This window comes from Burkholderia sp. 10_S31, from assembly GCF_056930375.1.
The window spans coordinates 179,994-205,242 of sequence record NZ_JBXOWK010000001.1 but is presented as its reverse complement, the minus strand read 5'-3'; the positions used below and the strand labels follow the sequence as shown (position 1 = coordinate 205,242).

The window sequence follows — 25,249 nt, the reverse complement described above, 5'->3', positions numbered from 1 at the left end:
ACGTCGGCACACGCGGGCCCGGCAAGTGCCGGGCAGGGCGCGGCCAGTCTAGGGAGCGCAGATGACGTCGACGTGATGCGGAAATGACATGACGTATTTCGTCGGTTACGTTGTGTGCGCAACTAATTGGAGGCGCGTCGCGAAGATGGCGGAATGGATGGAAATTACCGGTTTCCCCGGCGGGAGCGGTCAAGAATTGCCGGCTGCGTGAAATTTGCGTGACGCCGTGTAGTTGTGCATGCAACAGAATCGCGTTATGTGGCGACCATGTTTCATTTGCGTGAAATCGGATAAGCTCGATGCGTTGTTGCGTTCGTGCAGCAACATGCCCCGGCCCGATACTTTCGACTCTACCCAGTCATGACCGATATCACGATCCGGCACAGCGAGACGCACGACGTCGACGCGATCCGGCACATCGTCGCTCACCCTGCGGTGTACCTGAACACGCTCCAGCATCCGTTTCCGTCGCACGAGAAATGGCAGCAGCGGCTCGAACGGCTGCGCGAACAGGGCGTGAGTCTCGTCGCCGAACTCGACGGCTCGGTGGTCGGCCATCTCGCGCTGCATCCCGAGCAGAACCCGCGCCGGCGTCACGCGGCGTCGCTCGGGATGATGGTCGATGCGTCGCATCACGGGCGCGGCATCGGCGGCCGGCTCCTGGCCGCCGCCATCGACCTCGCCGAAAACTGGCTGAACGTCACGCGTCTTGAATTGACCGTGTTCGTCGACAACGCGGCGGCCATCGCGCTGTATGAAAGGCACGGCTTCAGGATCGAGGGCGAGGCGCCGAACTATGCGCTGCGCGACGGTGCGTATGCGTCGGTGTATCAGATGGCGCGGATCAAGGGGCGGCAGTAATCGACGCGTGTCGACGCGGGCATGCTGGCCGGTATGCGCGACAAGGCCGCACTCGCCGATGCGCTACGCGCGGTACTGCGCGAGCCGGTACTGGCGCGGGCCGATTCGGACGTGCTCGTCGCCGCGCCCGCGCGCACGATGCGTCGGTCAGGCCGGTCGTGAGGCAGTTCGACGGCGTATGCGCGAAGCTGCCTGCGGGCGATCCGCAGACAGTGGCATGCGCGAAACCGATTCAGCCGGTGAAGGCGTAACGATGGGAGGGCGCGCGCTCGGGCGTATTGATATGGTGATTACTGGCCCGACTCCGACGACGCGCCGTGATTACTGCCATAGCCGGCACTTTGCTGGCGGGCAATCTTCGCTTCGGCGGAAACGATGCTGGCCGGATAGAACCAGTCGCTCGACTGGAAGCCGGCCTGCTTGAGCGCCTTCACTTCGGCGTGGACCTGCGCACGCGTGAGCGGCGGGTTCGACTGCGCTTGCGCGGCGAGCGGGGCGGATACGGCCAGGGCAATGGCAACTGCATGAATCAGGCGCTTCATGATCGGGACCTCCATGTTTCCGACGGGGCGGCCGGCCTTCGTTCGACGAAGCGGCGGCGGTTGGAAACAGTCTAGGCCCGGCCTCGCGCGGGAAAAATGCGATCGCTCCCAACGCAGTGTTCTGCAACGGACAACAATGGACAGGGTGAGCAGGCTGTGCCGGATTGCGGTACGCGGCGGACGTTGGGCCTCCGGGCCGTGCGGTAGTGCGGCGCTGTGCGGCTCCGGTCGGTCGGGGGACGCATCGGCCGATGCGAATGCCGGGCGCCCCGCCCCGGTTTGCATGCAGACGTGCCGGGAACGTGCCCCGCGATGGATATCGCGCAGCGCTGTCTGTTGCGGCGATGCCAGGCCGTCGAGCCGCCGTGACACGCGCAGGGAAGAAGGGGGTGCCGGCCGCGTCGATGCGGCCGGCCGAGGGGGGCGGCGTGCGGAACGCCGCCCGATGTGAAGGCTTACACGAGGCCCGTCGTGTAGTACACGGCGATCACGAAGAACACCGCGAGCGTCTTGATCACGGTGACCGCGAAGATGTCGCGGTACGACTCGCGGTGCGTGAGGCCCGTGACCGCGAGCAGCGTGATGACCGCGCCGTTGTGCGGCAGCGTGTCCATGCCGCCGCTGGCCATCGCGACGACCCGGTGCAGCACGTCCAGCGGAATGTTGGCGGCCTGTGCGCCCTTGATGAACAGGTCCGACATCGCGGCGAGCGCGATGCTCATGCCGCCCGACGCCGAACCGGTGATGCCGGCGAGCGAGCTGACTGACACGGCTGCGTTTACGAGCGGGTTCGGAATGCTCTTCAGCGCGTCGCTGACGACGAGGAAGCCAGGCAGTGCGGCGATCACACCGCCGAAGCCGTATTCCGACGCGGTGTTCATCGCGGCGAGCAGTGCGCCCGCGACGGCGGCCTTCGAGCCGGCCGCGAAGCGGCCGCTCACGCGCTTGAACGCGGTCAGCACGACCAGCACGATGCCGAGCAGCAGCGCGGCCTCGACCGACCAGATCGCGACGACCGTCTTGATCGACGTCGTGACGGGCGCATGCACGCCGGGCAGCACCTCCGGCGCGACGGTGTATGACGCGGCGCCGTACCACTGCGGGATCAGTTTCGTGAACGCGAAGTTCGACACGCCGACGAGGATCAGCGGCAGGATCGCCAGCGCCGGATGCGGCAGTGCCGTCGTTTCGACGCGTTCCGGTTCGTTGACGAGCGACGTGCCGTAGCCTTCGCCCTTCGCCATCGCCGAGCGGCGGCGCCATTCCAGGTAGGTGAGGCCGACGACGATGATGAACAGCGAGCCGATCGTGCCGAGCGCGGGCGCGGCCCAGGCAGTCGTCTTGAAGAACGTGGTCGGGATGATGTTCTGGATCTGCGGCGTGCCGGGCAGCGAATCCATCGTGAACGAGAACGCGCCGAGCGCGATCGCGCCGGGCATCAGACGTTTCGGAATGTTGCTCTGGCGATAGAGCTCGGCCGCGAACGGATACACCGCGAACACCACGACGAACAGCGACACGCCGCCATAGGTGAGCAGCGCGCACACCGCGACGATCACCGCATTCGCGCGCGAGCGGCCGATGTAGCGGATCGCCGCATGGACGATCGACTCGGAGAACCCGGACAGTTCGATCACCTTGCCGAATACGGCGCCGAGCATGAACACCGGGAAATAGAGTTTGACGAAGCCGACCATCTTCTCCATGAAGATGCCGGAGAAGACTGGAGCGACGGCGGCGGGTTCGGTCAGCAGGACCGCGCCGAGCGCGGCGATCGGCGCGAACAGGATCACGCTGTAGCCGCGATACGCGGCGAACATCAGAAACGCCAGCGCGGCGAGGACGATCACGAAAGACAAGGGAGTCTCCTAAATGCTTGGAATGGCTTTGGTTGTTGTTCGATCGCGGAACGCGCCGCGGACCGGCTCAGGTTCGTGCAGGTTTCGTGCCATCGGCCGCATTGCGCCGCCGGACATGGGTCCGGCGCAGACCGGCGGGCCCGCGCCGGCCAATGTCTGACGATTCTACATAAATCGTCTCCATTTGGAGACGATCCGGCCGCCGGGGCAGCCCGCCGAATCGGGCAGGGCTTTCCCGGACAAGGCATTCCGGCATGTCTCCAAAGTGAGATACTTCGTCTCGTTCTGGAGACATTCGGCCAAGCATACGCGGAGACGACGACACGATGATGAACGACTGGGCCCGCCTGCCCGTCAATTACGGCGACGTGCTGCGGCGCGCCGCCGAGTCGCTGTTTCGTACGTTCGAGGATTCGAGTGCGGGCACGGTGGTGGTCGATCGCGACGCACGCGTCGTGTGGATGAACGAGCGTTATGCGGCGCGCTTCGGGTTCGCCGATCCGCAGCAGGCGGTCGGCCTCGACTGCGAGGCGGTGATGCCGAACAGCCTGATGCGTGAGGTCGTGTCGACCGGCCAGCCGATCCTGCTCGACATCATGGAGACGGGCCGGGAGCCGCTCGTCGTCACGCGCCTGCCGTTGAAGAACGAGGCGGGCGAGACGGTCGGCGCGATCGGTTTCGCGCTGTTCGACCAGTTGAAAACGCTCACGCCGATCTTTTCCCGCTACGCGCAGCTTCAGCAGCAGCTGATCGCGACGCAGCGTTCGCTCGCACAGGCGCGCCGTGCGAAATACACGTTCGCAAGCTTCGTCGGCACGAGCACCGCGAGCCTCGAAACCAAGCGGCAGGCGCGCCGCGCTGCGCAGGTCGATTCGCCGGTGCTGCTGCTCGGCGAGACGGGCACCGGCAAGGAACTGCTCGCGCATGCGATCCACGCGGCGTCGGCGCGCGCGCTCCAGCCGCTCGTGACCGTCAACGTCGCCGCGATTCCCGACACGCTGCTCGAAACCGAATTCTTCGGCGCGGCGCCGGGGGCGTATACAGGTGCCGACCGCAAGGGGCGCGTCGGCAAGTTCGAGCTGGCCGATCGCGGCACGCTGTTTCTCGACGAGATCGGCGACATGCCGCTGCCGCTGCAGGGCAAGCTGCTGCGCGTGCTGCAGGACAAGGAGTTCGAACCGGTCGGTTCGAACCGGATCGTGCGCGCGGATGTGCGGATCATCGCCGCGACGTCGGCCGACCTGCCCGCACTGGTCGAGGCCGGCCGCTTTCGCGCGGATCTCTATTACCGGCTCAACGTGCTGACGATTCACGCGCCGCCGCTGCGCGAGCGCGCGTCCGACATCGCGGCGCTCGTCTATGCGACGCTGGAGGAACTGGCCGCGCAGCACGGCCGTGCCGCCCACTGCGAGCTGACCGACGATGCGCTGCGGATGCTGTGCGCGTACCCGTGGCCGGGCAACGTGCGCGAGCTTCGCAATACGCTCGAGCGTGCGCTGATGCTGTCGGATCGCTCGGTGATCGATGCGGGTGCGCTCGCGCCGTTCCTCGGGCCGGTGCGCGCGGCGCCCGATAGCGTGCCGGCAGGTACTCGGATTGCCGCGGTCGGCCGGGATGCGGGCGACGCATCGGATGCGCGGGGTGCGCCGGTCGTTTCGTATACCGATGCATTGGCTGCGTGGGAGCGCCAGTTCCTGATCGATGCGCTTGCGGCTTGCGACGGCAAGGTGGTGGAAGCGGCCGCGCGCATCGGCATCGGTCGGGCAACGCTCTACAAGAAACTGGCGGCGCTGGGGATCGACCGGTAGCACGCGGCGGCGGGTGCACGCGGACATGAGGAACGGCACCGGTGACGTGCCCGACAGGAGACAACGATGAAGCGAATCGGCATTGCCGGATGGCTGGCCGCACTGGTGGCGACGTCCTCGTTCGCACAGTCGAATGACGCGGACGCACCTGCGGTACGGCGCAACTGGTACAACGACCCGTTCATCGCACTGTCGCGGGACTTCGCCGAATGCCCGCTGCCGCTCGGCCCGTGGATGACGCGCGCCGAGATGGAGGACGACGCGCACTACCGCGTCGAGCGCGGGACCACCTGCTGGCTTGCGCACCGCTGCACGAAACCGAATTCCTATATGTATGACGCGCCGATCGCCGCGGCGGCGAAAGCGCATTTCGCGGGCACCGATCGTCTGCAGGGCACGAGCCTGTGGATCACCGTGCAGCGGCGCTTCATCTATGTCGAAGGGTGTGCCGATCCGGCATTCGATCGGCAGGCGCTGGCGCGCGAACTCGGCGCGCTTCCCGACGTCGAGCAGGTGTTCGTTCGCATCACCGAGGATCCGCACCGGGCCGTGCCGTACAAGACGCGCGGGCGGCCCGACCGGACACCGGACTGAACGCGGGAGGGCAGCGCATGGCATACTCGCGACATTCAAAAATAGGTTGACGGAAAGAACAATGAAACACATGCTTGCGTCGGTCTGTCGGTGGCCACGGACGCATTGGCGTCGGGCCGGATTGTTGGCCCTGGTTGCGGGGCTCGGCGGGTGTGGCGGCGGGGCGCCACTGTTCACTTCGGACGGGCGCCCGACTACGCAGGTGCAGTGCACCGGAAGCGGCTGGAGCAATTGCACGGACAATGCCCGAGCCATCTGCAACGGGGAATTCGACGTCCTCCAGCAATCGACCGATGACGCCGTGCGAAATCTTCTCTTCGCATGCAAGAAGAAAAGCGGCTATTGATCCCGATATGACCGGATAAGGAGACCCTAATCGGGTGAAGCGCTTTTCTATTGGCTTGGAGTCGGCTATTTTTCATGAATAACACTCACGGAGTCCCATCCATATGGCGACCTACAGGCAACTGACAGCGCAGCTCGAAAGACTTCAACAAAAGATCGACAAGGAACGAGAAAAGGCGATTGCCGATGCGATTGCCGCCATTCGGGCAAAAATCGAGGAATTCGACATTACGGCCGAAGAGCTCGGTTTCCGTCCGATTGGCACTGCCGTTGCCGCGAAACCGAAGCGTTCGTTGCCGCCGAAGTACCTGAACCCGAAGACGGGCGAAACGTGGAGCGGCCGCGGGCGTGCGCCGGCGTGGCTCGGCAAGAACCGCGCGCGTTTCCTGATCAAGGACTGACTCCCGAAAATCCTCACCTTTCGTGCGCTGACCGACGGTGCGAACGGCCATGTGGCCGTCGCACCGTTTTGTTTTTGGACGGCCGCCACGCGATTCGGAACCGCGAATTGAACGGCAATGCCGTGCGATTAACGGATGCTTTTTTGCGAATTCGCTGCGATTGAACCGGATATCGCCGTGAATTCCGGTAAACAACCCCGCAATTACGCGGCACACGCGTATCGGCATTCTCGATGACATGCGAGAGCTTCGCGGTGCCGATGTACCGTCGATCGCCATCACCGCTCGCGCATTGACGCGCTGCGCCGTGCAATTCCCGAACTTGCTCACCATGGCTCCTGTAAATCCTCACCTTTGACGAGGCGGCCGGATGACCGCCTCGTGTTGCCTTCGCTCGTTGCGTCGTGCGAAGGCGTCGGTTACCGGCCCATGTTGCGGGCATTGATGCCCGTCGCACAGTCGGCCGTTCGGCATATAGGCAGCCGCATCGCGTTCGCCTATGCTTGGAGTTCGCGTCGACCGGCACATGGCCATCGGGCTCGCATGCCGGTCGGATCGTCTTTCGTTACCGTATGGAGCCGATGTGACCGTCCGCCATCTCGATGCGTTGTTCCAGCCCAGGTCCGTTGCGGTCGTCGGTGCGTCATCGCGTGCGGGCAGTATCGGTGCGATGGTGTGGGCGCGCGTGCTCGACGGCGCGTTCGAGGGGCCCGTGTGGCCCGTCAATCCGAAGTATCGCGAACTGAGCGGGCACGCGGTCGTGGCCGATGTCGACCGGCTGCCGGCGCCGCCGTCGGTCGCCGTGATCTGCACGCCGCCTGCCACGTGGGCCGGTATCGTGCGCAAGCTCGGCGAACTCGGCACGCGCGTCGCGGTGATCGTCGGCGAAGCGCGCACCGATGCCGATCGCGCCGCACTCGATCGCACGCTCAAGGCCGCGAAGCCGTTCGTGCTCCGTATCGTCGGCCCCGGCAGTCTCGGCGTGCTGTCGCCCGCGCGGCATGCGCATTTCGGCGCACCGGCCTACACGGCGCGATCGGGCGGCGTCGCCTGGGTGTCGCAATCGAATGCGCTGACGAACGCGGTTCTGGGCTGGGCCGATGCACGAGGCCTCGGCTTTTCGCATGTCGTCGCGCTGGGCAGCGAGGCAGACGTCGATGCGGGCGATGTCCTCGACTACCTCGCCAGCGATCCCGGCACGCGCGCGATCCTGCTCGAGCTCGACACCGTATGCGCCGCGCGCAAGTTCATGTCGGCAGCGCGTGCGGCGGCGCGCAACAAGCCGGTGCTCGCGCTGCGCACCGGGCGCGCCGATCCCGGCGATGCGCTTTACACGGCGGCGTTCCAGCGCGCGGGGATGGTGCGTGTCGATGCGCTCGATGATCTGCTCGACGAGATCGAGACGCTCGGTGTCGGTCGCGTCACCGCGCGGGGGGCTGCAACGCTCGTGACGAGCGACGCAGGCGTCGCGAAGCTCGCGGTCGATGCGGTCGCGGAGGTGCGCGACGTGCTGGCCGACTGGCCGGCGGCGGCAACGTCGGCGGTAGCGGCCGCGCTGCCGCATCTCGCCGGGGTCGGCAATCCGCTGACGCTCGGCGACGATGCGCGTCCCGAACATTTCGGCACCGCCATCAAGGCGCTCGCGCCGTTTCCGCAAACAGGCACGTTGTTCGTCGTGCATTCGACGTCCCACAGCGCGCCGGCCGAGGCGGTCGCGCGCACGTTGATCGAATCGCGACAATATGCATACCGCGGTATTCTCGCGTGCTTCTTCGGTGCGGTCGACGCGGCGACGCGCGACGCGCTGCATGCGAACGGCATCCCGGTGCATACCACCCCGCAGCGGCTTGCGCGCGCATACGCACGGCTGGTCGACTACAGCCTCGGGCGGCAGTTGCTGATGCAGACGCCCGAGGGCACGCCGCCGCAACCGGCCGAGTGCATTGCATCCGCACAGGCCGAGGCCCGTCGGATGGTCGAGGCGGGCGACCATGAACTGGCCGGCGAAGCGGCGTTGCGCTGGCTCTCTCACTTCGGCCTGCACGGCGAGCCGGCCGATGCGTCCGCGGGCGCCAGAGTCGTCGACGTCACGGTCGACATGTACGACGATTCGAACTTCGGCCCGGTGTTCCGCTATGCCGTGCCGCCGGCGGACGGCGTGTCGGCGCCGTTCGTCGTGTACGGGCTGCCGCCGCTGAATACGGTGCTCGCCCGCGCGGTGATGGCGCGTTCGCCATATGCGCGCCGTGCGCCCGTCGAACCCACGCTCGACGCGCTGACTGCGCTGTCGCAAGTCGTTTGCGACGTGCGCGAAGTCGTCGCGATGTCGATCACGCTGCGCGTGCTGTCCGACCGTGCATACGTCATCGCGCCGCGGCTCACGCTGGCGGCCGGGCGCAGCCGGCTCGCGATCATGCCGTATCCGCGCCATCTCGAGCAGACGCTCGAATGGCGCGGCGAGACCGTGACGATCCGTCCGATCCGTCCGGAAGACGAGGAGGCACACAACGAGCTGCTTGGCGCGATGACGCCGGACGATCTGCGGATGCGTTTCTTCGGTGCGGTGCGCAGCTTCGATCATTCGCAAGTCGCGCGCATGACGCAGATCGACTACGACCGTGAGATGGCCTTCATCGTGTCGTTCACCGACGTGTCGGGGCGCTCGCACACGCTCGCGGTGGCGCGCGCGGTCTCCGATCCCGACAACGAGACGGCGGAGTTCGCGATCGCCGTGCGGCCGGACCAGAAGGGCAAGGGGCTCGGCCGGCTGATGATGACCCGCATCATCGACTACGCGCGATCGCGCGGCACCGCATGGATGATCGGCGAGGCGCTGCGCGAGAACACAGCGATGATTTCGCTGGCGAAGTCGTGCGGTTTCGAAGTGTCGACGACGGAGGAACCCGGCGTGGTGGGGTTCAGGATGAAGCTGCAACCGTAGCCGCATCGGCGCAGGTGGTGCTCGAACGTGCGGCGGTATCGTGCGCTGTAGACGGAACGCACGATGTGGGTGATGCGTGATCGCGGTTGCACGGACTCTTCGCAGTTCGGAATGCAGATCATCCGCTGTGCTCGATCGGATCCGCGAAGCGATACAACGCTTCGTGACCGATAGAGAAAGGCGTCGGTGTCGAGTTACGGCATCCGCGGCGAGCGAGTTGCAAGCGCCGATGCTCGTCGCATATTGCCGATTCCGGTCATGTACTCGGGCGCGCTGACACCTGCATTTCGCACTTGCAGCATCGGAAACAGAACAAAGGTGAGATTTTCCGGGAGCCGCGAGTGAGCTTTTCCGGGAGCGTCTGGGTGAGCTGATCCGGGAGCACTCGGTGAGCCTTCTCGGGAGCCACCGGTGAGCCCTTGCGGGAAAGGGCGGTGAGCGTCTGCGGGAGGCGTCGGTGAGGACGTTCGGGAAGAGCCGGTGAGCCTCTTCAGGAGCGTTGGGTGAGCTTTTCCGGGATACCCGGGTGAGCGCTTACGGGAGGCTTTGGTGAGACTTTTCGGGAGCCTGCGGACGCAGTACCCCAGCAGGCGCGGCGCCAGCGTTTGCCGGCGTCCGCGCCGGTGCGGGCACGCATGAACCGTGCCCGCGACGGCGTTTATGCAGCGAGTTTCGACGCCGCGTCGTTCACCTGGTCACGCGAAATCGCGAGTTCCTCGAGGTGCGCTTCCGCATAGACGCCGCCGGTTTCGCGCTCGAGGCGGGCGATCGTCAGTGCGCAACGCGCGGCGTCCTTCGGCATCGCGATGAAGCGCTTGACCGATTCGCCGGACGTAAACGCGTCGAACAGCGCGCCGCGCACGTCGTCCGGAAGCGTCTTGGTCCATTGGTACGGCTTGCCGTTGAACGTGATCGACGGCGGCAGCGTGCGTTCCTTCTTGGAGGCCGTGATGAGGCCGTAGGTGCGCGCGGCGTCGCCGATCTGCTCGGGCGAGAAGAGTTCGTCGGGCGTGATGTCGAACTGCTCGATGTAGTTCTCGATCGCCAGCATCGCTGCGGAGCGATCGTCACGCTTCTTCTGCGCGCGCGCGACGATGTCGCGCAGCTCGTCCGCTTCCTCGGGCGTGATCGTGAAGCTCGCCTGCTTCTGCTGAAGTTCGGAGAAACGCTGGAATTCTTGATCGTTCAGAAGTTTGGCCATGACATCCATCGGACACGGCGGCCGCGACAGCCGGCCGCCGTAGTTTTTGAGAGGGCCGCTATTCTAGCGTAGCGCCGGGGGTGCGCAGCGCTCGCAGGTCCGGCAATGGTCTGCGTAATGCCGGTGCGAGCGTCCGCGACACCGCATTGCATTGCATGCCACGGCGTCGCCGCCGCACGCCGCCGTGCGCCTGCCCGACTTGCTGGCCGAGTGACTGAAGGCCTGCCGCGCCCGAACAACCGACTGACCGTCCCCCCCTTCAGCACCGTCGCGCGTTCAGGAAGTTTCCGTGCGGCACATCGACAACTGGCCTGCCGTATCGCGCAGCCCTGTGACGACCACGTCGACGGATGGCGCCATGTGCGCGTCGATCCGGCGCATGTATGGGCAGGTCAGCACCGCGATCGCATGGCCGGACGGGCCGAGGATCGGCGCGCTCAAGTCGGTGACGCCGTATGCCTGGCGGCTGTCCTGGCGCACGTAGCCGGACTGCCGGATCGATTGGCACGCGTTGGCGAGTTCCTGCTCGTTGATCGGCGTTTCGCCCTTGACCTTGCGATGCTCGACCAGCATGTGCGCACGCTGCTCGGCACCCTGGAACGAGAGCATCACACGCCCCGACGCCGTATCGGCGAGCCCGACGCGCGAGCCGAGCCGCACCGACACGCCCCACGGGCCGGGGCCGTCGACCTGCGCGATCGCGAGCAGGTTGCCGCGATCGTAGACGGTCAAATGGCACGACTGTTCGGTGGCGTCGGCGAAGCGCTGCATCAGCGGCAAGGCTTCGGCGATCAGCCGGTTCATCGGCGGGTGCCGGTGCGCGAGCGCGAACAGCTTCAGGCTGAGCGTGTAGCGGTCGCCGCTGCTCGAGCGCATCACGTAGCGGCGCGCCACGAGACGTTCGAGCATCCGGTAGATCTCGCTTGCGTTGCGTCCGAGCTCCTTCGTGATTTCGGTGCGGGTGAGTCCTTCCTTTTGTTCCGACAGGAGTTCGAGAATGTCGAGACCCTTGTCGAGGGCGGGCGCACGATAGCGGTCGGCTGCGCCCATCGACTCCCGTGCGTCGCTGCCGGGGAGCGGATTAGTGGTCGTTTGCATCATATGTAGGAAGTCCGGGATTTGCCGATCGGTGGGCGACGCACGCTGGCCGGTTTTGCACGCGGATTCGTGAAGCCGCTTGCGGATATGACTGCCATCCGCGCGAGCTTAACAACAAACTTTCAGTGTGCAATGCAGCGTGTTTTTACCGATCGTTACCGATTAAGAACGGATCACGTGTGGTTTTCGATGACAGGGTCGCATCAAATAGTGTCTGTTCATGTCCCGATGGCAATGCAGGGTGCCGTGCGACACCGGTGCCATCGCGCCCGTGGCTCCAATGCTGCGGTGCAATGCCCGCGGGCGCACCAATAGTCGGTATCCGTCGCGCGCCATTTCACGGCGGGCCGCCGATGGTACAAAGAGCAGCGGGCCAGCGACGGTGTGGCCGCGCGTGAAGCCGGCCGGCATGGGCCGACACATGCCGCGGATAACGCGCCGTCGTCGCCGATGCGCAGACCGGCGGCCGCCCGTTCGATGCGTGTCGCACTTCGGTGCGATGCCGCGATCGCTGCGCCCGCGCGAGCCTCGCGTGTCGAACGGCCTGCCGGATACGGCGCCGACGCGAGTCATCGACGATCGATATTCAGTCCGGCGCGTGGCCGCAAGCGGCTGCGTCGGCCGGTATCCTGTCACATTCGACAACAGAGGTTGAGCACGATGAAACTGCTTCGCTATGGCCCGTCCGGCCACGAAAAGCCCGGTATTCTCGACGCGGACGGCCGGATTCGCGACCTGTCCGCGCACGTGCCGGATCTTGCCGGCGACGCGCTGTCCGACGCCGGTCTCGCACGCTTGCGCGCGATCGACCCGGCCAAGCTGCCGCTCGTCTCCGGCGAGCCGCGCATCGGCGCGTGCGTCGGGCGTGTCGGCAAGTTCATCGGCATTGGTCTGAACTATGCCGATCACGCTGCCGAAGCCGGCATGCCGGTGCCGAAGGAGCCAGTGGTATTCGGCAAGTGGACGAGTTCGATCTGCGGCCCGAACGACGGCATCGACATTCCGAAGGGCTCCGTGAAGACGGACTGGGAAGTCGAGCTGGGCGTGGTGATCGGCGCGACGTGCAAGAACGTGGACGAAGCGCGCGCGCTCGACTACGTCGCCGGCTACTGCGTTGTCAACGACGTGTCCGAGCGCGAGTGGCAGATCGAGCGCGGCGGCCAGTGGGACAAGGGCAAGGGCTTCGACACGTTCGGCCCGATCGGCCCGTGGCTCGTCACGCGCGACGAGGTGCCCGATCCGCAGCGCCTCGACCTGTGGCTCGAGATCGACGGCCATCGCTATCAGAACGGCAACACGCGCACGATGGTGTTCACCGTCGCGCAACTGATCGCCTATCTGTCGACCTGCATGACGCTGCAGCCGGGCGACGTGATCACGACCGGTACGCCGCCGGGCGTCGGGATGGGCATCAAGCCGTCGCCGGTGTTCCTGAAGGCCGGCCAGATGGTGCGTCTCGGGATCGAAGGGCTCGGCGAGCAGCTGCAGAGCACGCGCAACGCGCAGTAAGCGCTTGCGTGGATCGCGTGGCGCGTGCAACCCGCCGCCACTCGCCGATATCCGCAGTGCTGTCCGATCGGCCAGCCCGCTCGCCTCGCATGATCGCAGGCGGCGACCGTCGCGCACCGAACACCGATGCAGCAAAGACAAGGGCCCGGTTCCGCGCGATGCGGAACCGGGCCCTTGTCGTTCATCCGCGTCCGTACGAAGCGGATCAGACGACGTTGTCCAGCTCGCAATGGGCTTCGAGCCGATACCCGTCGGGATCGACGACGAACGCCGCGTAATAGCCGGGACCGTAGTGTTCGCGCTTGCCCGGCCCGCCGTTGTCCTGCCCGCCGTGCTGCAGCGCGGCGCGGTAGAACGCATCGACTTCCACCGGCGATGCCGCGCGGAACGACACGTGCAACCCCGACTCGGGATCGGCAACGACCGGACGCGCCGCGTGCTGCAACCACAGCACCGGTTCGGTGGTGCCATAGCCGAGGGATCCGTCGTCGCTGTGCAGGCGCTTGTAGCCGAGTGCACCGAGCGTGCTGTCGTAGAACGCGCGGCTGCGGTCGATGTGGGCAACGCCGAACGAAAGGTGATCGATCATGTGTGGCTCCTTGAACTGAAGGGGGACGTCAGTGCAGCAAACCTGTTTTTAACCACCATGACGGTTATGTTAGGAAGCGCCTGCGTGCTTGTCAACCGGCATGGTGGTTAGATACGATCGAGGCATGAACGAAACGCAACCTTCCGTCACGATGGACTGCCTGATTCCGGCGCCGTCCGAAACGCTGAGCATCGATTTCGCGAACACGCTGTACTGGCGCGGCGCCGACGCGCCGACGGAAACCTTCTGCACGCCGGGCGATCTGTTCACCTGGTGCCGCGAACAGGCGCGCGTGCCGGCCGGCCTGGCCGACGCGTGTCGCGCACAAGCGCAGCAAAGGAATGGCGAGCCGGCGATGCTGGCGCGTGCGCTCGCGTTGCGCGAGGCGCTCTATCGGCTCTTTCATGCGCAGGCCGAGCGGCGCGAGCCGCAAGCCGGCGATCTCGCGCTGCTGGGCGGTTTTCTGGTGGAAGCGGCACCGCGCGTCGAGCTCGCGCGGGTCGACGGCGGCTATGCGTGGCGGATCGGGGAGGCGGGCGCGACGCTCGCGGGGCTGTTGAGCCCGGTGCTGTGGTCGGCGACCGACCTGCTGGGCGGCGCGCGGCTCGCGAAGGTCAAGCGTTGCGCGAACGACGCATGCCAGTGGCTGTTTATCGACGACAGCAAGAACGGCAGCCGCCGCTGGTGCTCGATGTCGTCGTGCGGCAATCGCGCGAAGGCGTACCGCCACTATCACAAGGTCGATTGATGGGGCCGCCTGTTCCAACCGTTCCACCCATCCCGTCCGTCCGACCCGAACCTATTTCGCCGACAGCTTCCGCCACAGCGTCGTCTTGCTGATGCCGAGCATCGCGCACGCGCGATCGCGGTCGCCGCCGCACGCGTCGAGCACCGCGCGGATCTCGTCGGCTTCCGCGCGGCGGCGGCGTGCGTGGAGCGTCTGCGCGTCGTCGGCATCGTCCGCGTCGGGCGGCCCCGCGAACAACTCGGGCGCGATCGCCTGCAGCGCGTCGGGCGCGAGCGCCGCGCACGCGGCGTCCGGCTCGTGTTCGTCGACGTCCTCGGCCAGTTCCACCGCGATCCGCTCGACCACGTTCTGCAGCTCGCGCACGTTGCCGGGCCACCGGTAGCGCGCGAGCGTCGCCTGCGTCGCGTCGAGCACGCGCATCGCATCGTCGACCTCGCGCACGCGTTCGGTCAGCCTCGGCTCGCGCCGCGCGGCCTGCACGAGCAGCGTGGCCGCGAGCGCCGGAATGTCGGCGGCCCGCTCGCGCAGCGGCGGCAGGCCGATGTTCAGGATGTTGAGCCGGTAATACAGGTCGGCGCGGAACGTGCCGGCTTCGACCGCCGCAAGCAGCGGCCGGTGCGTCGCGGCGATCACGCGCACGTCGATGCGGATCGGCTCGGTCGAACCGAGGCGGATTACCTCGCGCTCCTGCAGCACGCGCAGCAGCCGGCTTTGCAGCGACGGCGGCATCTCGCCGATCTCGTCGAGAAACAGCGTGCCGCGGTGCGCGGCCTCGAACAGCCCGGTCTTGCCGCCGCGCCGTGCGCCGGTGAACGCGCCTTCCTCGTAACCGAACAGCTCGCTCTCGAGCAGCGCTTCCGGAAACGCGCCGCAGTTGATCGCGACGAACGGATAGCTGCGCCGCACGGACAGCGCGTGCAGGCTCTGCGCGATCATTTCCTTGCCGGTGCCGCTCTCTCCGAGCACGAGTACGGTCGCGTCGGATTTCGCGTAGCGGCGCACGAGATCGCGCACGCGCGTCATCGGCGCGGACGCGCCGATGACGTCGTCGAGCGCGTAGCGTGCCGCGAACTGCTGCGTGTTCGGCTGCGAACGCAGCGCACGGTCGAGCCGTTCGACCGCGCGCGATTCCTGGAACGTCAGCACGCTGCCCGACGTGACGCCGCGGTCGACGAGCGGCCCGCGGTGCACGACGTAGCGCACGCCGCGCACGGTCGCGAGGGCGTCGCCGTCCTCGCCGCGCAGCGTGCGCAGTTCGGGCCGCAGGTCGACGAGCGCATGGCCAACGGCCGCTGCGGGTTCGACCCCGAGCGCCGACGCGAGCCGCTCGTTGATCGCCTCGACGCGACCGCGCGCGTCGAGCGCGACCACGCCATCGCGCAGGTGCTGCAACAGGTTGTCGAGTCGCTGGCGGCGAAACGCCTCGGCGTGCGTCGCGTATGCGACTTCGAGCGCCGTCTCGACCGCCTTGCGCACCGACGCGTGCGAATACAGGAACACCGCGCCCATGCCGGCGCTCGCCGCGAGATCGGTGACGAGGCCGGGGCCGACGATCGTCTCGATGCCGCGGTCGTGCAGGTCGTGCACGCAGGCTTCGGCTTCCTGCGCGGACTGATATGACGCAAACTGCACGTCGAGGCCGTAGGCGGCGACGAAGCGGCGCACTTCGGGCGGTGTCTCGCCGGCGCTGACGAGCGCGATTCGCGACGCATCGCGTCGTGCGCGTGCGAGCGCCTGCATCACGTCGAAGCCGGTCGGCGACACGACCACGACCGGCACCTGCGCACGCGTTTTCAGGAAGCCGCCGTTCGAGCCGGCCGCGACGATCACGTCGGGCCGCGCGGTGCCGGCCTCCGCGATCGCGCTCAGCGCGTCTTCGTACGCACGCGTGACGATGCGCACGTCGGCGCGTTCGTCGAATTCGCCGGCGATCTCGCGAAACAGGTCGCGCAGGCGGCTGATGCCCATCGCCCAGATGCGCGGGCGCACCGTACGATCGGCCGGGCCGACGGGCTTGGTCGAGGAGAGATCCATGACGACCGATTATGCGCGTGTGATTTCATTTTTGAAACATGAAATTGCTGAATTGAAATATCCGGGCGTTTCATCTCACGTGCCGGTTGCTTAAGAATCAGTGGGTTAGCGGCATTTCGCGAGCTGGCCCGGCTCTTGCTGTGTATGGGCATTCCTTCAGGAGGCCGTTCATGAGCAATACGCATCTTCAGAGCGCCGGCGCGAAATTCCGCGCGGCAGTCGCGGCCGAGCAGCCGCTGCAGGTGGTCGGCGCGATCACCGCGTACGCGGCCAAGATGGCGCAGGCCGTCGGCTTCAAGGCCGTCTACCTGTCAGGCGGCGGCGTCGCCGCGAATTCGCTCGGGATCCCCGATCTCGGCATCAGCACGATGGAAGACGTGCTGATCGACGCGAACCGGATCACCAACGCGACCGACCTGCCGCTGCTCGTCGACATCGATACGGGCTGGGGCGGCGCGTTCAATATCGCGCGCACGGTGCGCTCGTTCATCAAGGCCGGTGTCGCGGCCGTCCACCTCGAAGACCAGGTCGGCCAGAAGCGCTGCGGCCACCGTCCGGGCAAGGAAGTCGTGCCGACCGAGGAAATGGTCGATCGCGTGAAGGCCGCGGTCGATGCGCGCACCGACGACCAGTTCGTGATCATGGCCCGCACCGACGCGGCCGCCGCCGAAGGGATCGATGCGGCGATCGAGCGCGCGATTGCCTACGTGGAAGCCGGTGCGGACATGATCTTCCCGGAAGCGATGAAGACGCTCGACGACTACCGTCGTTTCAAGGCGGCCGTGAAGGTGCCGATCCTTGCGAACCTGACCGAGTTCGGCTCGACGCCGCTGTTCACGCTGGACGAACTGCGCGAGGCGAACGTCGACATCGCGCTGTATTGTTGCGGCGCGTATCGCGCGATGAACAAGGCCGCACTGAATTTCTACGAGACGCTGCGCCGCGACGGCACGCAGAAGGCTGCCGTTCCGACCATGCAGACCCGCGCCGAGCTGTACGACTTCCTCGGCTATCACGCATACGAGCAGAAGCTCGACGAGCTGTTCGCGCAGGGCAAGAAGTAACGCGGCCCGCGCGCCGGGACGCGTGTCCTGGGCGCTTTGCATGACCGGACCAGGCGCTGAAGCGCCGGATGCGGTCGACAGCTTTGCATGGGACCGCACCAAGCGCTAAAGCGCCAAGTGCGGCCTACACCGATACACATTGGAGAGTAGAAACATGAGCGAGACGAAAGACGCAGCAGCACCGGCCGCCGCAGGCGCATTCAAGCCGAAGAAGTCGGTGGCGCTGTCGGGCGTGACGGCCGGCAACACGGCGCTGTGCACGGTTGGCAAGACCGGCAACGACCTGCACTACCGCGGCTACGACATTCTCGACGTCGCCGAATCGTGCGAGTTCGAGGAAATCGCGCACCTGCTCGTGCACGGCACGCTGCCGAACCTGACCGAACTGGCCGCCTACAAGACCAAGCTGCGCGCGATGCGCGGCCTGCCGAACGCACTGAAGGCCGCGCTCGAGCAGATCCCGGCATCGGCCCACCCGATGGACGTGATGCGCACCGGCGTGTCGGTGCTCGGCACCGTGCTGCCGGAGAAGGACGATCACAACCTGCCGGGTGCGTGCGACATCGCCGACCGCCTGATGGCGTCGCTCGGCTCGATGCTGCTGTACTGGTACCACTTCTCGCACAACGGCAAGCGCATCGAGACGGAAACCGACGACGATTCGATCGGCGGCCACTTCCTGCACCTGCTGCACGGCAAGACGCCGTCGAAGTCGTGGGTCGACGCGATGCACACGTCGCTGATCCTGTACGCGGAGCACGAGTTCAACGCATCGACGTTCACCGGCCGCGTGATCGCGGGCACGGGCTCGGACATCTACTCGGCGATCACCGGCGCGATCGGCGCGCTGCGCGGTCCGAAGCACGGCGGCGCGAACGAAGTCGCGTATGAAATCCAGAGCCGCTACAGCTCGCCGGACGACGCCGAAGCCGACATCCGCCGCCGCGTCGAGAACAAGGAAGTCGTGATCGGCTTCGGTCACCCGGTCTATACGATCTCCGATCCGCGCAACAAGGTGATCAAGGGCGTCGCGCACAAGCTGTCGAAGGAAGCGGGCGACCTGAAGCTGTACAGCATCGCCGAGCGCCTCGAGTCGGTGATGTGGGACGCGAAGAAGATGTTCCCGAACCTCGACTGGTTCAGCGCGGTGTCGTATCACATGATGGGCGTGCCGACCGCGATGTTCACGCCGTTGTTCGTGATCTCGCGCACGTCCGGCTGGAGCGCGCACATCATCGAGCAGCGCGTCGACAACAAGATCATCCGCCCGAGCGCGAACTACACCGGTCCGGAAGACCTGCAGTTCGTGCCGATCGAGAAGCGCTGATCGCCGGCCGCGCGCGCCGGCGCCCGTGATGCGGGCCGCCGGCGCGCGCGCAACGTCTTACCCCGAATTCCGCCCCACATCATGAATACCGCCTACCGCAAACCCCTGCCCGGCACGTCGCTGGACTACTTCGACGCGCGTGCTGCAGTCGAAGCGATCGCCCCCGGCGCGTACGACACGCTGCCGTACACGTCGCGCGTGCTCGCCGAAAACCTCGTGCGCCGCTGCGATCCGGCGATCCTCGCCGATTCGCTGAAGCAGATCATCGAGCGCAAGCGCGAACGCGACTTCCCGTGGTTCCCGGCGCGCGTGGTGTGTCACGACATCCTCGGCCAGACGGCACTCGTCGACCTCGCGGGCCTGCGCGACGCGATCGCCGAGCGCGGCGGCGATCCGGCGAAGGTGAACCCGGTCGTGCCGGTCCAACTGATCGTCGACCACTCGCTCGCCGTCGAGTGCGGCGGCTTCGATCCGGACGCGTTCGCGAAGAACCGCGCGATCGAGGATCGCCGCAACGAGGATCGCTTCCACTTCATCGAATGGACCAAGCAGTCGTTCGAGAACGTCGACGTGATCCCGCCGGGCAACGGCATCATGCACCAGATCAACCTGGAGAAGATGTCGCCGGTGATCCAGGCGCAGGACGGCGTCGCGTATCCGGACACCTGCGTCGGCACCGACAGCCACACGCCGCACGTCGATGCGCTCGGCGTGATCGCGATCGGCGTCGGCGGCCTGGAGGCGGAGAACGTGATGCTCGGCCGCGCATCGTGGATGCGCCTGCCCGACATCGTCGGCGTCGAGCTGACCGGCAAGCGCCAGCCCGGCATCACCGCGACCGACGTCGTGCTCGCGCTGACCGAGTTCCTGCGCAAGGAAAAGGTGGTCGGCGCGTATCTGGAATTCCGTGGCCCGGGCGCGGCGAGCCTCACGCTCGGCGACCGCGCGACGATCTCGAACATGGCGCCCGAATATGGCGCGACGGCCGCGATGTTCTTCATCGACGGCCAGACGACCGACTACCTGCGCCTCACCGGCCGCAGCGACGAGCAGGTGAAGCTGGTCGAGACCTACGCGAAGGCGGCGGGCCTGTGGGCCGACACGCTGGGCAATGCGCAATACGAGCGTACGCTGACGTTCGACTTGTCGAGCGTCGTGCGTAACATGGCCGGACCGTCGAATCCGCACAAGCGGCTGCCGACGTCCGATCTCGCCGCGCGCGGGATCGCCGGCCAGTGGGAAGAGAAGGCGGGCGAGATGCCCGACGGCGCGGTGATCATCGCCGCGATCACGAGCTGCACGAACACCAGCAACCCGCGCAACGTGATCGCCGCGGCCTTGCTCGCGCGCAACGCAAATGCGAAGGGTCTCACGCGCAAGCCGTGGGTGAAGAGCTCGCTCGCGCCGGGCTCGAAGGCGGTCGAGCTGTATCTGGAAGAAGCGAACCTGCTGCCGGAACTCGAGAAGCTCGGCTTCGGCATCGTCGCGTTCGCATGCACGACCTGCAACGGGATGTCGGGCGCGCTCGATCCGAAGATCCAGCAGGAGATCGTCGATCGCGACCTGTATGCGACCGCCGTGCTGTCCGGCAACCGCAATTTCGATGGCCGCATCCACCCGTATGCGAAGCAGGCGTTTCTCGCGTCGCCGCCGCTCGTCGTCGCGTATGCGATCGCCGGCACGATCCGCTTCGACATCGAGAAGGACGTGCTCGGCCACGATCAGGACGGCAAGCCCGTCACGCTGAAGGACATCTGGCCGACCGACGAGGAGATCGACGCGATCGTCGCGTCGAGCGTGAAGCCCGAGCAGTTCCGCAAGGTCTACGAACCGATGTTCGCGCGCACGGCCGATGCGGGCGAGCGTGCGGCGCCGCTGTACGACTGGCGTCCGCAGAGCACGTACATCCGCCGTCCGCCGTACTGGGAAGGCGCGCTTGCCGGCGAACGCACGCTGACGGGCATGCGTCCGCTCGCGGTACTCGGCGACAACATCACGACCGACCACCTGTCGCCGTCGAATGCGATTCTCGCGAGCAGTGCGGCCGGCGAGTACCTCACGAAGATGGGTCTGCCGGAAGAAGACTTCAACTCGTACGCGACGCACCGGGGAGACCACCTGACCGCGCAGCGCGCGACCTTCGCGAACCCGACGCTGATCAACGAGATGGCGGTCGTCGACGGCGCGGTGAAGAAGGGCTCGCTCGCGCGCGTCGAGCCGGAAGGCAAGGTCATGCGGATGTGGGAAGCGATCGAGACGTACATGAATCGCAAGCAGCCGCTGATCGTGATCGCCGGCGCCGACTACGGCCAGGGCTCGTCGCGCGACTGGGCCGCGAAGGGCGTGCGGCTCGCGGGCGTCGAGGCGATCGTCGCGGAAGGGTTCGAGCGGATTCACCGCACGAACCTGATCGGGATGGGCGTGCTGCCGCTCGAGTTCAAGCCGGGCACGAACCGCACCACGCTCGGCATCGACGGCACCGAGACCTTCGACGTGATCGGCGAGCGTACGCCGCGCGCCGATCTCACGCTCGTGATTCACCGCAAGAGCGGCGAGCGTGTCGAGGTACCGGTGACGTGCCGGCTCGATACGGCCGAGGAAGTGTCGATCTACGACGCGGGCGGCGTGCTGCAGCGTTTCGCGCAGGACTTCCTCGAATCGTCGCAGGCGGCTTGACCGGGGCAAACAGGGATAACGCAAACATGGCTCATATTCCTCAAATCAGGATTCCGGCGATCTACATCCGCGGCGGCACCAGCAAGGGCGTGTTCTTCCGGCTGCAGGACCTGCCGGACGCCGCGCAGGCGCCGGGCGCCGCGCGCGACGCGCTGCTGCTGCGCGTGATCGGCAGCCCAGATCCGTACGGCAAGCAGATCGACGGAATGGGCGGCGCGACGTCGTCCACCAGCAAGACGGTGATCGTGTCGAAGAGCACGCGACCCGGTCACGACGTCGACTACCTGTTCGGTCAGGTTGCGATCGATCGGGCGTTCGTCGACTGGACCGGCAACTGCGGGAACCTGTCGGCGGCGGTCGGCCCGTTCGCGATCAGCGGCGGCCTCGTCGATCCGGCGCGCGTGCCGCGCGACGGCATCGCGACCGTGCGGATCTGGCAGGCGAACATCGGCAAGACGATCGTCGCGCACGTGCCGATCACGAACGGCGCGGTGCAGGAGACGGGCGACTTCGAGCTGGACGGCGTCACGTTCCCGGCCGCCGAAGTGCAGCTCGAGTTCATGGACCCGGCCGCCGACGAAGAAGGGTCGGGCGGGTCGATGTTCCCGACCGGCAACCTCGTCGACGATCTCGCGGTACCGGGCGTCGGCACGCTGAAGGCGACGATGATCAACGCGGGGATCCCGACGATCTTCGTCGAGGCGGAAGCGATCGGTTATACGGGCACCGAGCTGCAGGACGCGATCAACGGCGATGCGAAGGCGCTCGAGAAGTTCGAGACGATCCGCGCGCACGGCGCGCTGCGCATGGGCCTGATCGACACGCTCGATGAAATCGCGACGCGGCAGCATACGCCGAAGGTCGCGTTCGTCGCGAAGCCGGCCGATTACGTTGCATCGAGCGGCAAGCGCGTGAACGCGGGCGACGTCGACCTGCTGGTGCGCGCGATGTCGATGGGCAAGCTGCACCACGCGATGATGGGCACGGCGGCGGTCGCGATCGGCACGGCTGCGGCGATTCCCGGGACGCTCGTCAACCTTGCAGCGGGCGGCGGCGAACGCAACGCGGTGCGCTTCGGGCATCCGTCGGGCACGCTGCGCGTCGGCGCGGAAGCGCAGCTCGAGAACGGCGAGTGGACCGTCACGAAGGCGATCATGAGCCGTAGCGCGCGTGTGCTGATGGAAGGCTGGGTGCGCGTGCCGGGGGATGCGTTCTGACGCGCGACGGTTCTCGCGTGCAACCACGCGGCGGTGAACCGGTACCCGATCCCTGCGAAGCGAACCCGCTGCGCAGGGATTTTTTCGTTGAACGCACGCGTGACGGAGGCGATCCTCATACCCAATGCGTTGGGCCCGTGGTCGTACCGATGCGCGCAAGCGGGCCGATCGTGGTGCATGAGGGCAGCGCAGGCGCTAAAGAGCCGACGCGGGTCGACCGCGAAGCATGGGACCAGCGCAAGCGTTGAAGAGGTACGCGGGTCGACCGCGAAGCATGGGACCAGCGTAAGCGTTGAAGAGGTACGCTGGTCGACCGCGAAGCATGGGACCAGCGTAAGCGCTAAAGCGCTAACGCTGGTCGACAGGAGAATCGCATGTCGCTTGATGCGCCGCTTTCCGGCGTCCATATCGTCGAATTCGAAGGTCTCGGCCCCGGCCCGCTCGCGGGCTGGATGCTTGCCGGAATGGGCGCGCGCATCACGCTGATCGCGCGTCCGGCCGGTCGCACGAGCGCGCCGGACGCGTTGCAGGGCCGCGACGGCGACCTGCTGCGCGAAGGCAAGACGATCGTCGAACTCGATCTGAAAACCCCGGCCGGCCGCGACGCAGCGCTTGCGCTGATCGCGCAGGCCGACGCGCTGATCGAGGGGCTGCGACCGGGCGTGATGGAGCGCCTCGGCCTCGGGCCCGACGCGTGCGCACGCCGCAATCCGAAGCTCGTGTACGGACGGATGACGGGCTGGGGCCAGGACGGCCCGCTCGCGATGGCCGCCGGGCACGACCTGAACTACGTCGCGCTGACGGGGCTGCTGTCCCTGTCCGCGCCGCGCGACGGCCGTCCGGGTGTGCCGCCGACCGTCGTCGGCGATGCGGGCGGCGCGCTCGGGCTCGCGTTCGGGATCGTCTGCGCGCTGTTCGACGTGCGCGGCGGCGGCCCGGGGCGCGTGGTCGACGGCGCGATCGTCGACATCGTGTCGATGCTCGGCTCGCTCGCGCTGTGGGCGCGCGCGAACGGGCAGCTCGACGGCGCACAGCCGAGCCTCTTCCACGACGCGCCGTTCTACGACGTATATCGCTGCGCGGATGGCGAATGCGTGACGATCGGCGCGCTCGAGCCGCCGTTCTATGCGCTGCTGGTCGAGCGGCTCGGGCTGACCGACGTCGATCCGGCGTCGCAGTACGATCGCGCGCGCTGGCCGGCGCTGAAGGCGCGTTTCGCCGAGGTGTTCGCGCAGCAGCCGTCCGCGCATTGGCGCACGCTGCTCGAAGGCACCGACGCGTGCTTTGCGCCGGTGCTGAGCATGGCCGAAGCGGCGGCGCATCCGCACAATGCGGCGCGCGGGATTTATCGCATCGACGGGAACGGCAATATTCGCGCGCGCGTGGCGCCGCGGTACCTGCCGTCGACGGGGGACGGTGCGGAATAGGCGTGCCGGACTTTGCGTCGAGCAATCCTTATCAATGGCGGCAATCGTCTCAAGATTCGTGACGGCTTCAAATGGGGCTCGCCATCGGACAACATTTTTCGGCGTGCCGGAGAAGCGGCGCGAGGCCATTGTTTAATGGAGAATCCGTCACAAGAGAACCGTGACAATCGTCGACGGTGGTGAATGCGGGCGCTGCGACCGGTATGGGTGTCGACGGCCGCGCACGTTAGCACGCTATTTGGGCAGCACGATCTTCACTACCTGAACGCGAGCGGGGGAAAGGCATACCGATGAAATCTGCAGTGATGTTGGCGGCTATCCTGGCAGCCTTCGCAAGCGGCGCCCATGGCTCGACGACCTACGGCAGCTATGACGAGTTCTATGCAGTCCAATCGCGTGCGGCGTTCGGCGGCCCGATCGAGCACGACGCAAGCGTTCTATATTCCGACCGGAGCGGGGATGTCTACGGAGAATTTGGCGTCGAGTCGGGCGGGAAGACCCAACACGTCGAAATAGTGGGGAACCGCGTGACGATTGGCAGAAAAATCTATCGCTTTTCGAACGCAACGACTTTCCCGGGTGAGCATCCAGTAGAAATTTACCCAGGCAGCGCTAGCGTATTTTTTGCCGAAAGCGTGCGCCACCGTCCGCCCGCTCTCTGCGTGGAAGGAAGCGGCAGCGGGTCGGGCGAAGCTGACCGCCACCGGCAGATTTACCTGCTGATCAATCCGTTTGCGGCGAAAAAGGACGTGACGTTTCTTCATTTGCCCAGCCTGCTTTCGTCCTGTCGGGCGGTATTGGCAACACCGGACGGGAAGTTTGCGTTTCCGAAGAACAGCTATCTGCTGGACGATGCGCAGGAGTCTCGTATCGGTCTCTCAATGTCGTACTACGTGTTTGAAAAGCGACGCTTCGTCCCCGTCCTGAACGACATTCGGCTTCGATTCGTGCGTCCCGACGTTCCATTTCAATTTTCGGTTCAGGACACGGAATAGGGCTCGTCGAAGC

The 25,249-nt window shown here is 66.5% G+C and carries 21 protein-coding genes; 15 read left to right on the top strand and 6 right to left on the bottom strand.

The window, feature by feature from the left end; all coding sequences use genetic code 11:
* The first annotated feature begins 360 nt into the window (after positions 1 to 360).
* Both AC1Z3W_RS00920 and AC1Z3W_RS00915 read left to right on the top strand, forming a co-directional pair.
* Positions 361 to 861, top strand: a complete 501-nt coding sequence (locus AC1Z3W_RS00920) for a GNAT family N-acetyltransferase (protein WP_483506663.1) — start codon at positions 361 to 363, stop codon at positions 859 to 861.
* 21 nt (positions 862 to 882) lie between these two features.
* The gene (locus tag AC1Z3W_RS00915) at positions 883 to 1,023 is read left to right on the top strand and encodes a hypothetical protein (RefSeq protein WP_160327441.1); all 141 of its coding nucleotides are present in this window, start codon (positions 883 to 885) and stop codon (positions 1,021 to 1,023) included.
* 128 nt (positions 1,024 to 1,151) lie between these two features.
* Here AC1Z3W_RS00915 and AC1Z3W_RS00910 read toward each other — a convergent pair whose 3' ends face one another.
* On the bottom strand, positions 1,152 to 1,403 hold the full coding sequence (locus AC1Z3W_RS00910) for a DUF4148 domain-containing protein (protein WP_057925720.1): 252 nt from the start codon (positions 1,401 to 1,403) through the stop codon (positions 1,152 to 1,154).
* Between the two features lie 455 nt (positions 1,404 to 1,858).
* On the bottom strand, positions 1,859 to 3,262 hold the full coding sequence (locus AC1Z3W_RS00905; protein ID WP_057925575.1) for a GntP family permease: 1,404 nt from the start codon (positions 3,260 to 3,262) through the stop codon (positions 1,859 to 1,861).
* A 326-nt stretch (positions 3,263 to 3,588) separates the two neighbouring features.
* Here AC1Z3W_RS00905 and AC1Z3W_RS00900 point away from each other — a divergent pair, with 326 nt between their 5' ends.
* The 5 genes from AC1Z3W_RS00900 (at position 3,589) to AC1Z3W_RS00880 (ending at position 9,351) form a co-directional block, all read left to right on the top strand.
* Positions 3,589 to 5,070, top strand: coding sequence for a sigma-54 interaction domain-containing protein (locus AC1Z3W_RS00900; RefSeq protein ID WP_057925576.1), 1,482 nt, complete (start codon positions 3,589 to 3,591; stop codon positions 5,068 to 5,070).
* A 66-nt stretch (positions 5,071 to 5,136) separates the two neighbouring features.
* Positions 5,137 to 5,664, top strand: a complete 528-nt coding sequence (locus AC1Z3W_RS00895) for a BON domain-containing protein (protein ID WP_124832624.1) — start codon at positions 5,137 to 5,139, stop codon at positions 5,662 to 5,664.
* Positions 5,665 to 5,725: 61 nt separating this feature from the next.
* Positions 5,726 to 6,010: a hypothetical protein gene (locus tag AC1Z3W_RS00890; protein WP_242431784.1), complete on the top strand. Its 285-nt coding sequence runs from the start codon at positions 5,726 to 5,728 to the stop codon at positions 6,008 to 6,010.
* 103 nt (positions 6,011 to 6,113) lie between these two features.
* The gene (locus AC1Z3W_RS00885) at positions 6,114 to 6,410 is read left to right on the top strand and encodes an H-NS histone family protein (RefSeq protein WP_057925578.1); all 297 of its coding nucleotides are present in this window, start codon (positions 6,114 to 6,116) and stop codon (positions 6,408 to 6,410) included.
* A 583-nt stretch (positions 6,411 to 6,993) separates the two neighbouring features.
* Entirely contained in the window at positions 6,994 to 9,351 is a 2,358-nt protein-coding gene (locus AC1Z3W_RS00880; RefSeq protein ID WP_124832625.1) for a GNAT family N-acetyltransferase, read from the top strand.
* A 658-nt stretch (positions 9,352 to 10,009) separates the two neighbouring features.
* On the opposite strand, the gene AC1Z3W_RS00875 is transcribed toward AC1Z3W_RS00880, so the two are convergent.
* Both AC1Z3W_RS00875 and AC1Z3W_RS00870 read right to left on the bottom strand, forming a co-directional pair.
* On the bottom strand, positions 10,010 to 10,561 hold the full coding sequence (locus tag AC1Z3W_RS00875; protein WP_057925580.1) for a hypothetical protein: 552 nt from the start codon (positions 10,559 to 10,561) through the stop codon (positions 10,010 to 10,012).
* A gap of 267 nt (positions 10,562 to 10,828) precedes the next feature.
* Positions 10,829 to 11,653: an IclR family transcriptional regulator gene (locus AC1Z3W_RS00870; protein WP_185734374.1), complete on the bottom strand. Its 825-nt coding sequence runs from the start codon at positions 11,651 to 11,653 to the stop codon at positions 10,829 to 10,831.
* A 657-nt stretch (positions 11,654 to 12,310) separates the two neighbouring features.
* On the opposite strand from AC1Z3W_RS00870, the gene AC1Z3W_RS00865 reads away from it, so the two are divergent.
* Complete coding sequence (locus tag AC1Z3W_RS00865) at positions 12,311 to 13,159, top strand: ureidoglycolate lyase (protein ID WP_483506660.1); 849 nt, start codon at positions 12,311 to 12,313, stop codon at positions 13,157 to 13,159.
* A gap of 205 nt (positions 13,160 to 13,364) precedes the next feature.
* Here the strand turns inward: AC1Z3W_RS00865 and AC1Z3W_RS00860 are convergent, their stop codons facing one another.
* Complete coding sequence (locus AC1Z3W_RS00860) at positions 13,365 to 13,748, bottom strand: VOC family protein (RefSeq protein WP_057925582.1); 384 nt, start codon at positions 13,746 to 13,748, stop codon at positions 13,365 to 13,367.
* A 100-nt stretch (positions 13,749 to 13,848) separates the two neighbouring features.
* Here AC1Z3W_RS00860 and AC1Z3W_RS00855 point away from each other — a divergent pair, with 100 nt between their 5' ends.
* Positions 13,849 to 14,496 (top strand): CGNR zinc finger domain-containing protein, encoded by a 648-nt coding sequence (locus tag AC1Z3W_RS00855; RefSeq protein WP_124832627.1) that lies wholly within the window; start codon positions 13,849 to 13,851, stop codon positions 14,494 to 14,496.
* 51 nt (positions 14,497 to 14,547) lie between these two features.
* On the opposite strand, the gene prpR is transcribed toward AC1Z3W_RS00855, so the two are convergent.
* Positions 14,548 to 16,530, bottom strand: coding sequence for a propionate catabolism operon regulatory protein PrpR (gene prpR, locus AC1Z3W_RS00850; RefSeq protein WP_483506658.1), 1,983 nt, complete (start codon positions 16,528 to 16,530; stop codon positions 14,548 to 14,550).
* A 170-nt stretch (positions 16,531 to 16,700) separates the two neighbouring features.
* On the opposite strand from prpR, the gene prpB reads away from it, so the two are divergent.
* The 6 genes from prpB (at position 16,701) to AC1Z3W_RS00820 (ending at position 25,236) form a co-directional block, all read left to right on the top strand.
* Positions 16,701 to 17,594 (top strand): methylisocitrate lyase, encoded by an 894-nt coding sequence (prpB, locus tag AC1Z3W_RS00845; protein ID WP_057925585.1) that lies wholly within the window; start codon positions 16,701 to 16,703, stop codon positions 17,592 to 17,594.
* Between the two features lie 154 nt (positions 17,595 to 17,748).
* The gene (gene prpC / locus AC1Z3W_RS00840; protein WP_483506656.1) at positions 17,749 to 18,921 is read left to right on the top strand and encodes a bifunctional 2-methylcitrate synthase/citrate synthase; all 1,173 of its coding nucleotides are present in this window, start codon (positions 17,749 to 17,751) and stop codon (positions 18,919 to 18,921) included.
* 81 nt (positions 18,922 to 19,002) lie between these two features.
* Positions 19,003 to 21,597, top strand: a complete 2,595-nt coding sequence (acnD, locus tag AC1Z3W_RS00835) for a Fe/S-dependent 2-methylisocitrate dehydratase AcnD (protein ID WP_124832629.1) — start codon at positions 19,003 to 19,005, stop codon at positions 21,595 to 21,597.
* Positions 21,598 to 21,623: 26 nt separating this feature from the next.
* Entirely contained in the window at positions 21,624 to 22,814 is a 1,191-nt protein-coding gene (gene prpF, locus AC1Z3W_RS00830; protein WP_124832630.1) for a 2-methylaconitate cis-trans isomerase PrpF, read from the top strand.
* 374 nt (positions 22,815 to 23,188) lie between these two features.
* Positions 23,189 to 24,241: a CaiB/BaiF CoA transferase family protein gene (locus AC1Z3W_RS00825; RefSeq protein ID WP_057925589.1), complete on the top strand. Its 1,053-nt coding sequence runs from the start codon at positions 23,189 to 23,191 to the stop codon at positions 24,239 to 24,241.
* A gap of 290 nt (positions 24,242 to 24,531) precedes the next feature.
* Entirely contained in the window at positions 24,532 to 25,236 is a 705-nt protein-coding gene (locus tag AC1Z3W_RS00820; RefSeq protein ID WP_483506655.1) for a hypothetical protein, read from the top strand.
* The last annotated feature ends 13 nt before the right edge of the window (positions 25,237 to 25,249 follow it).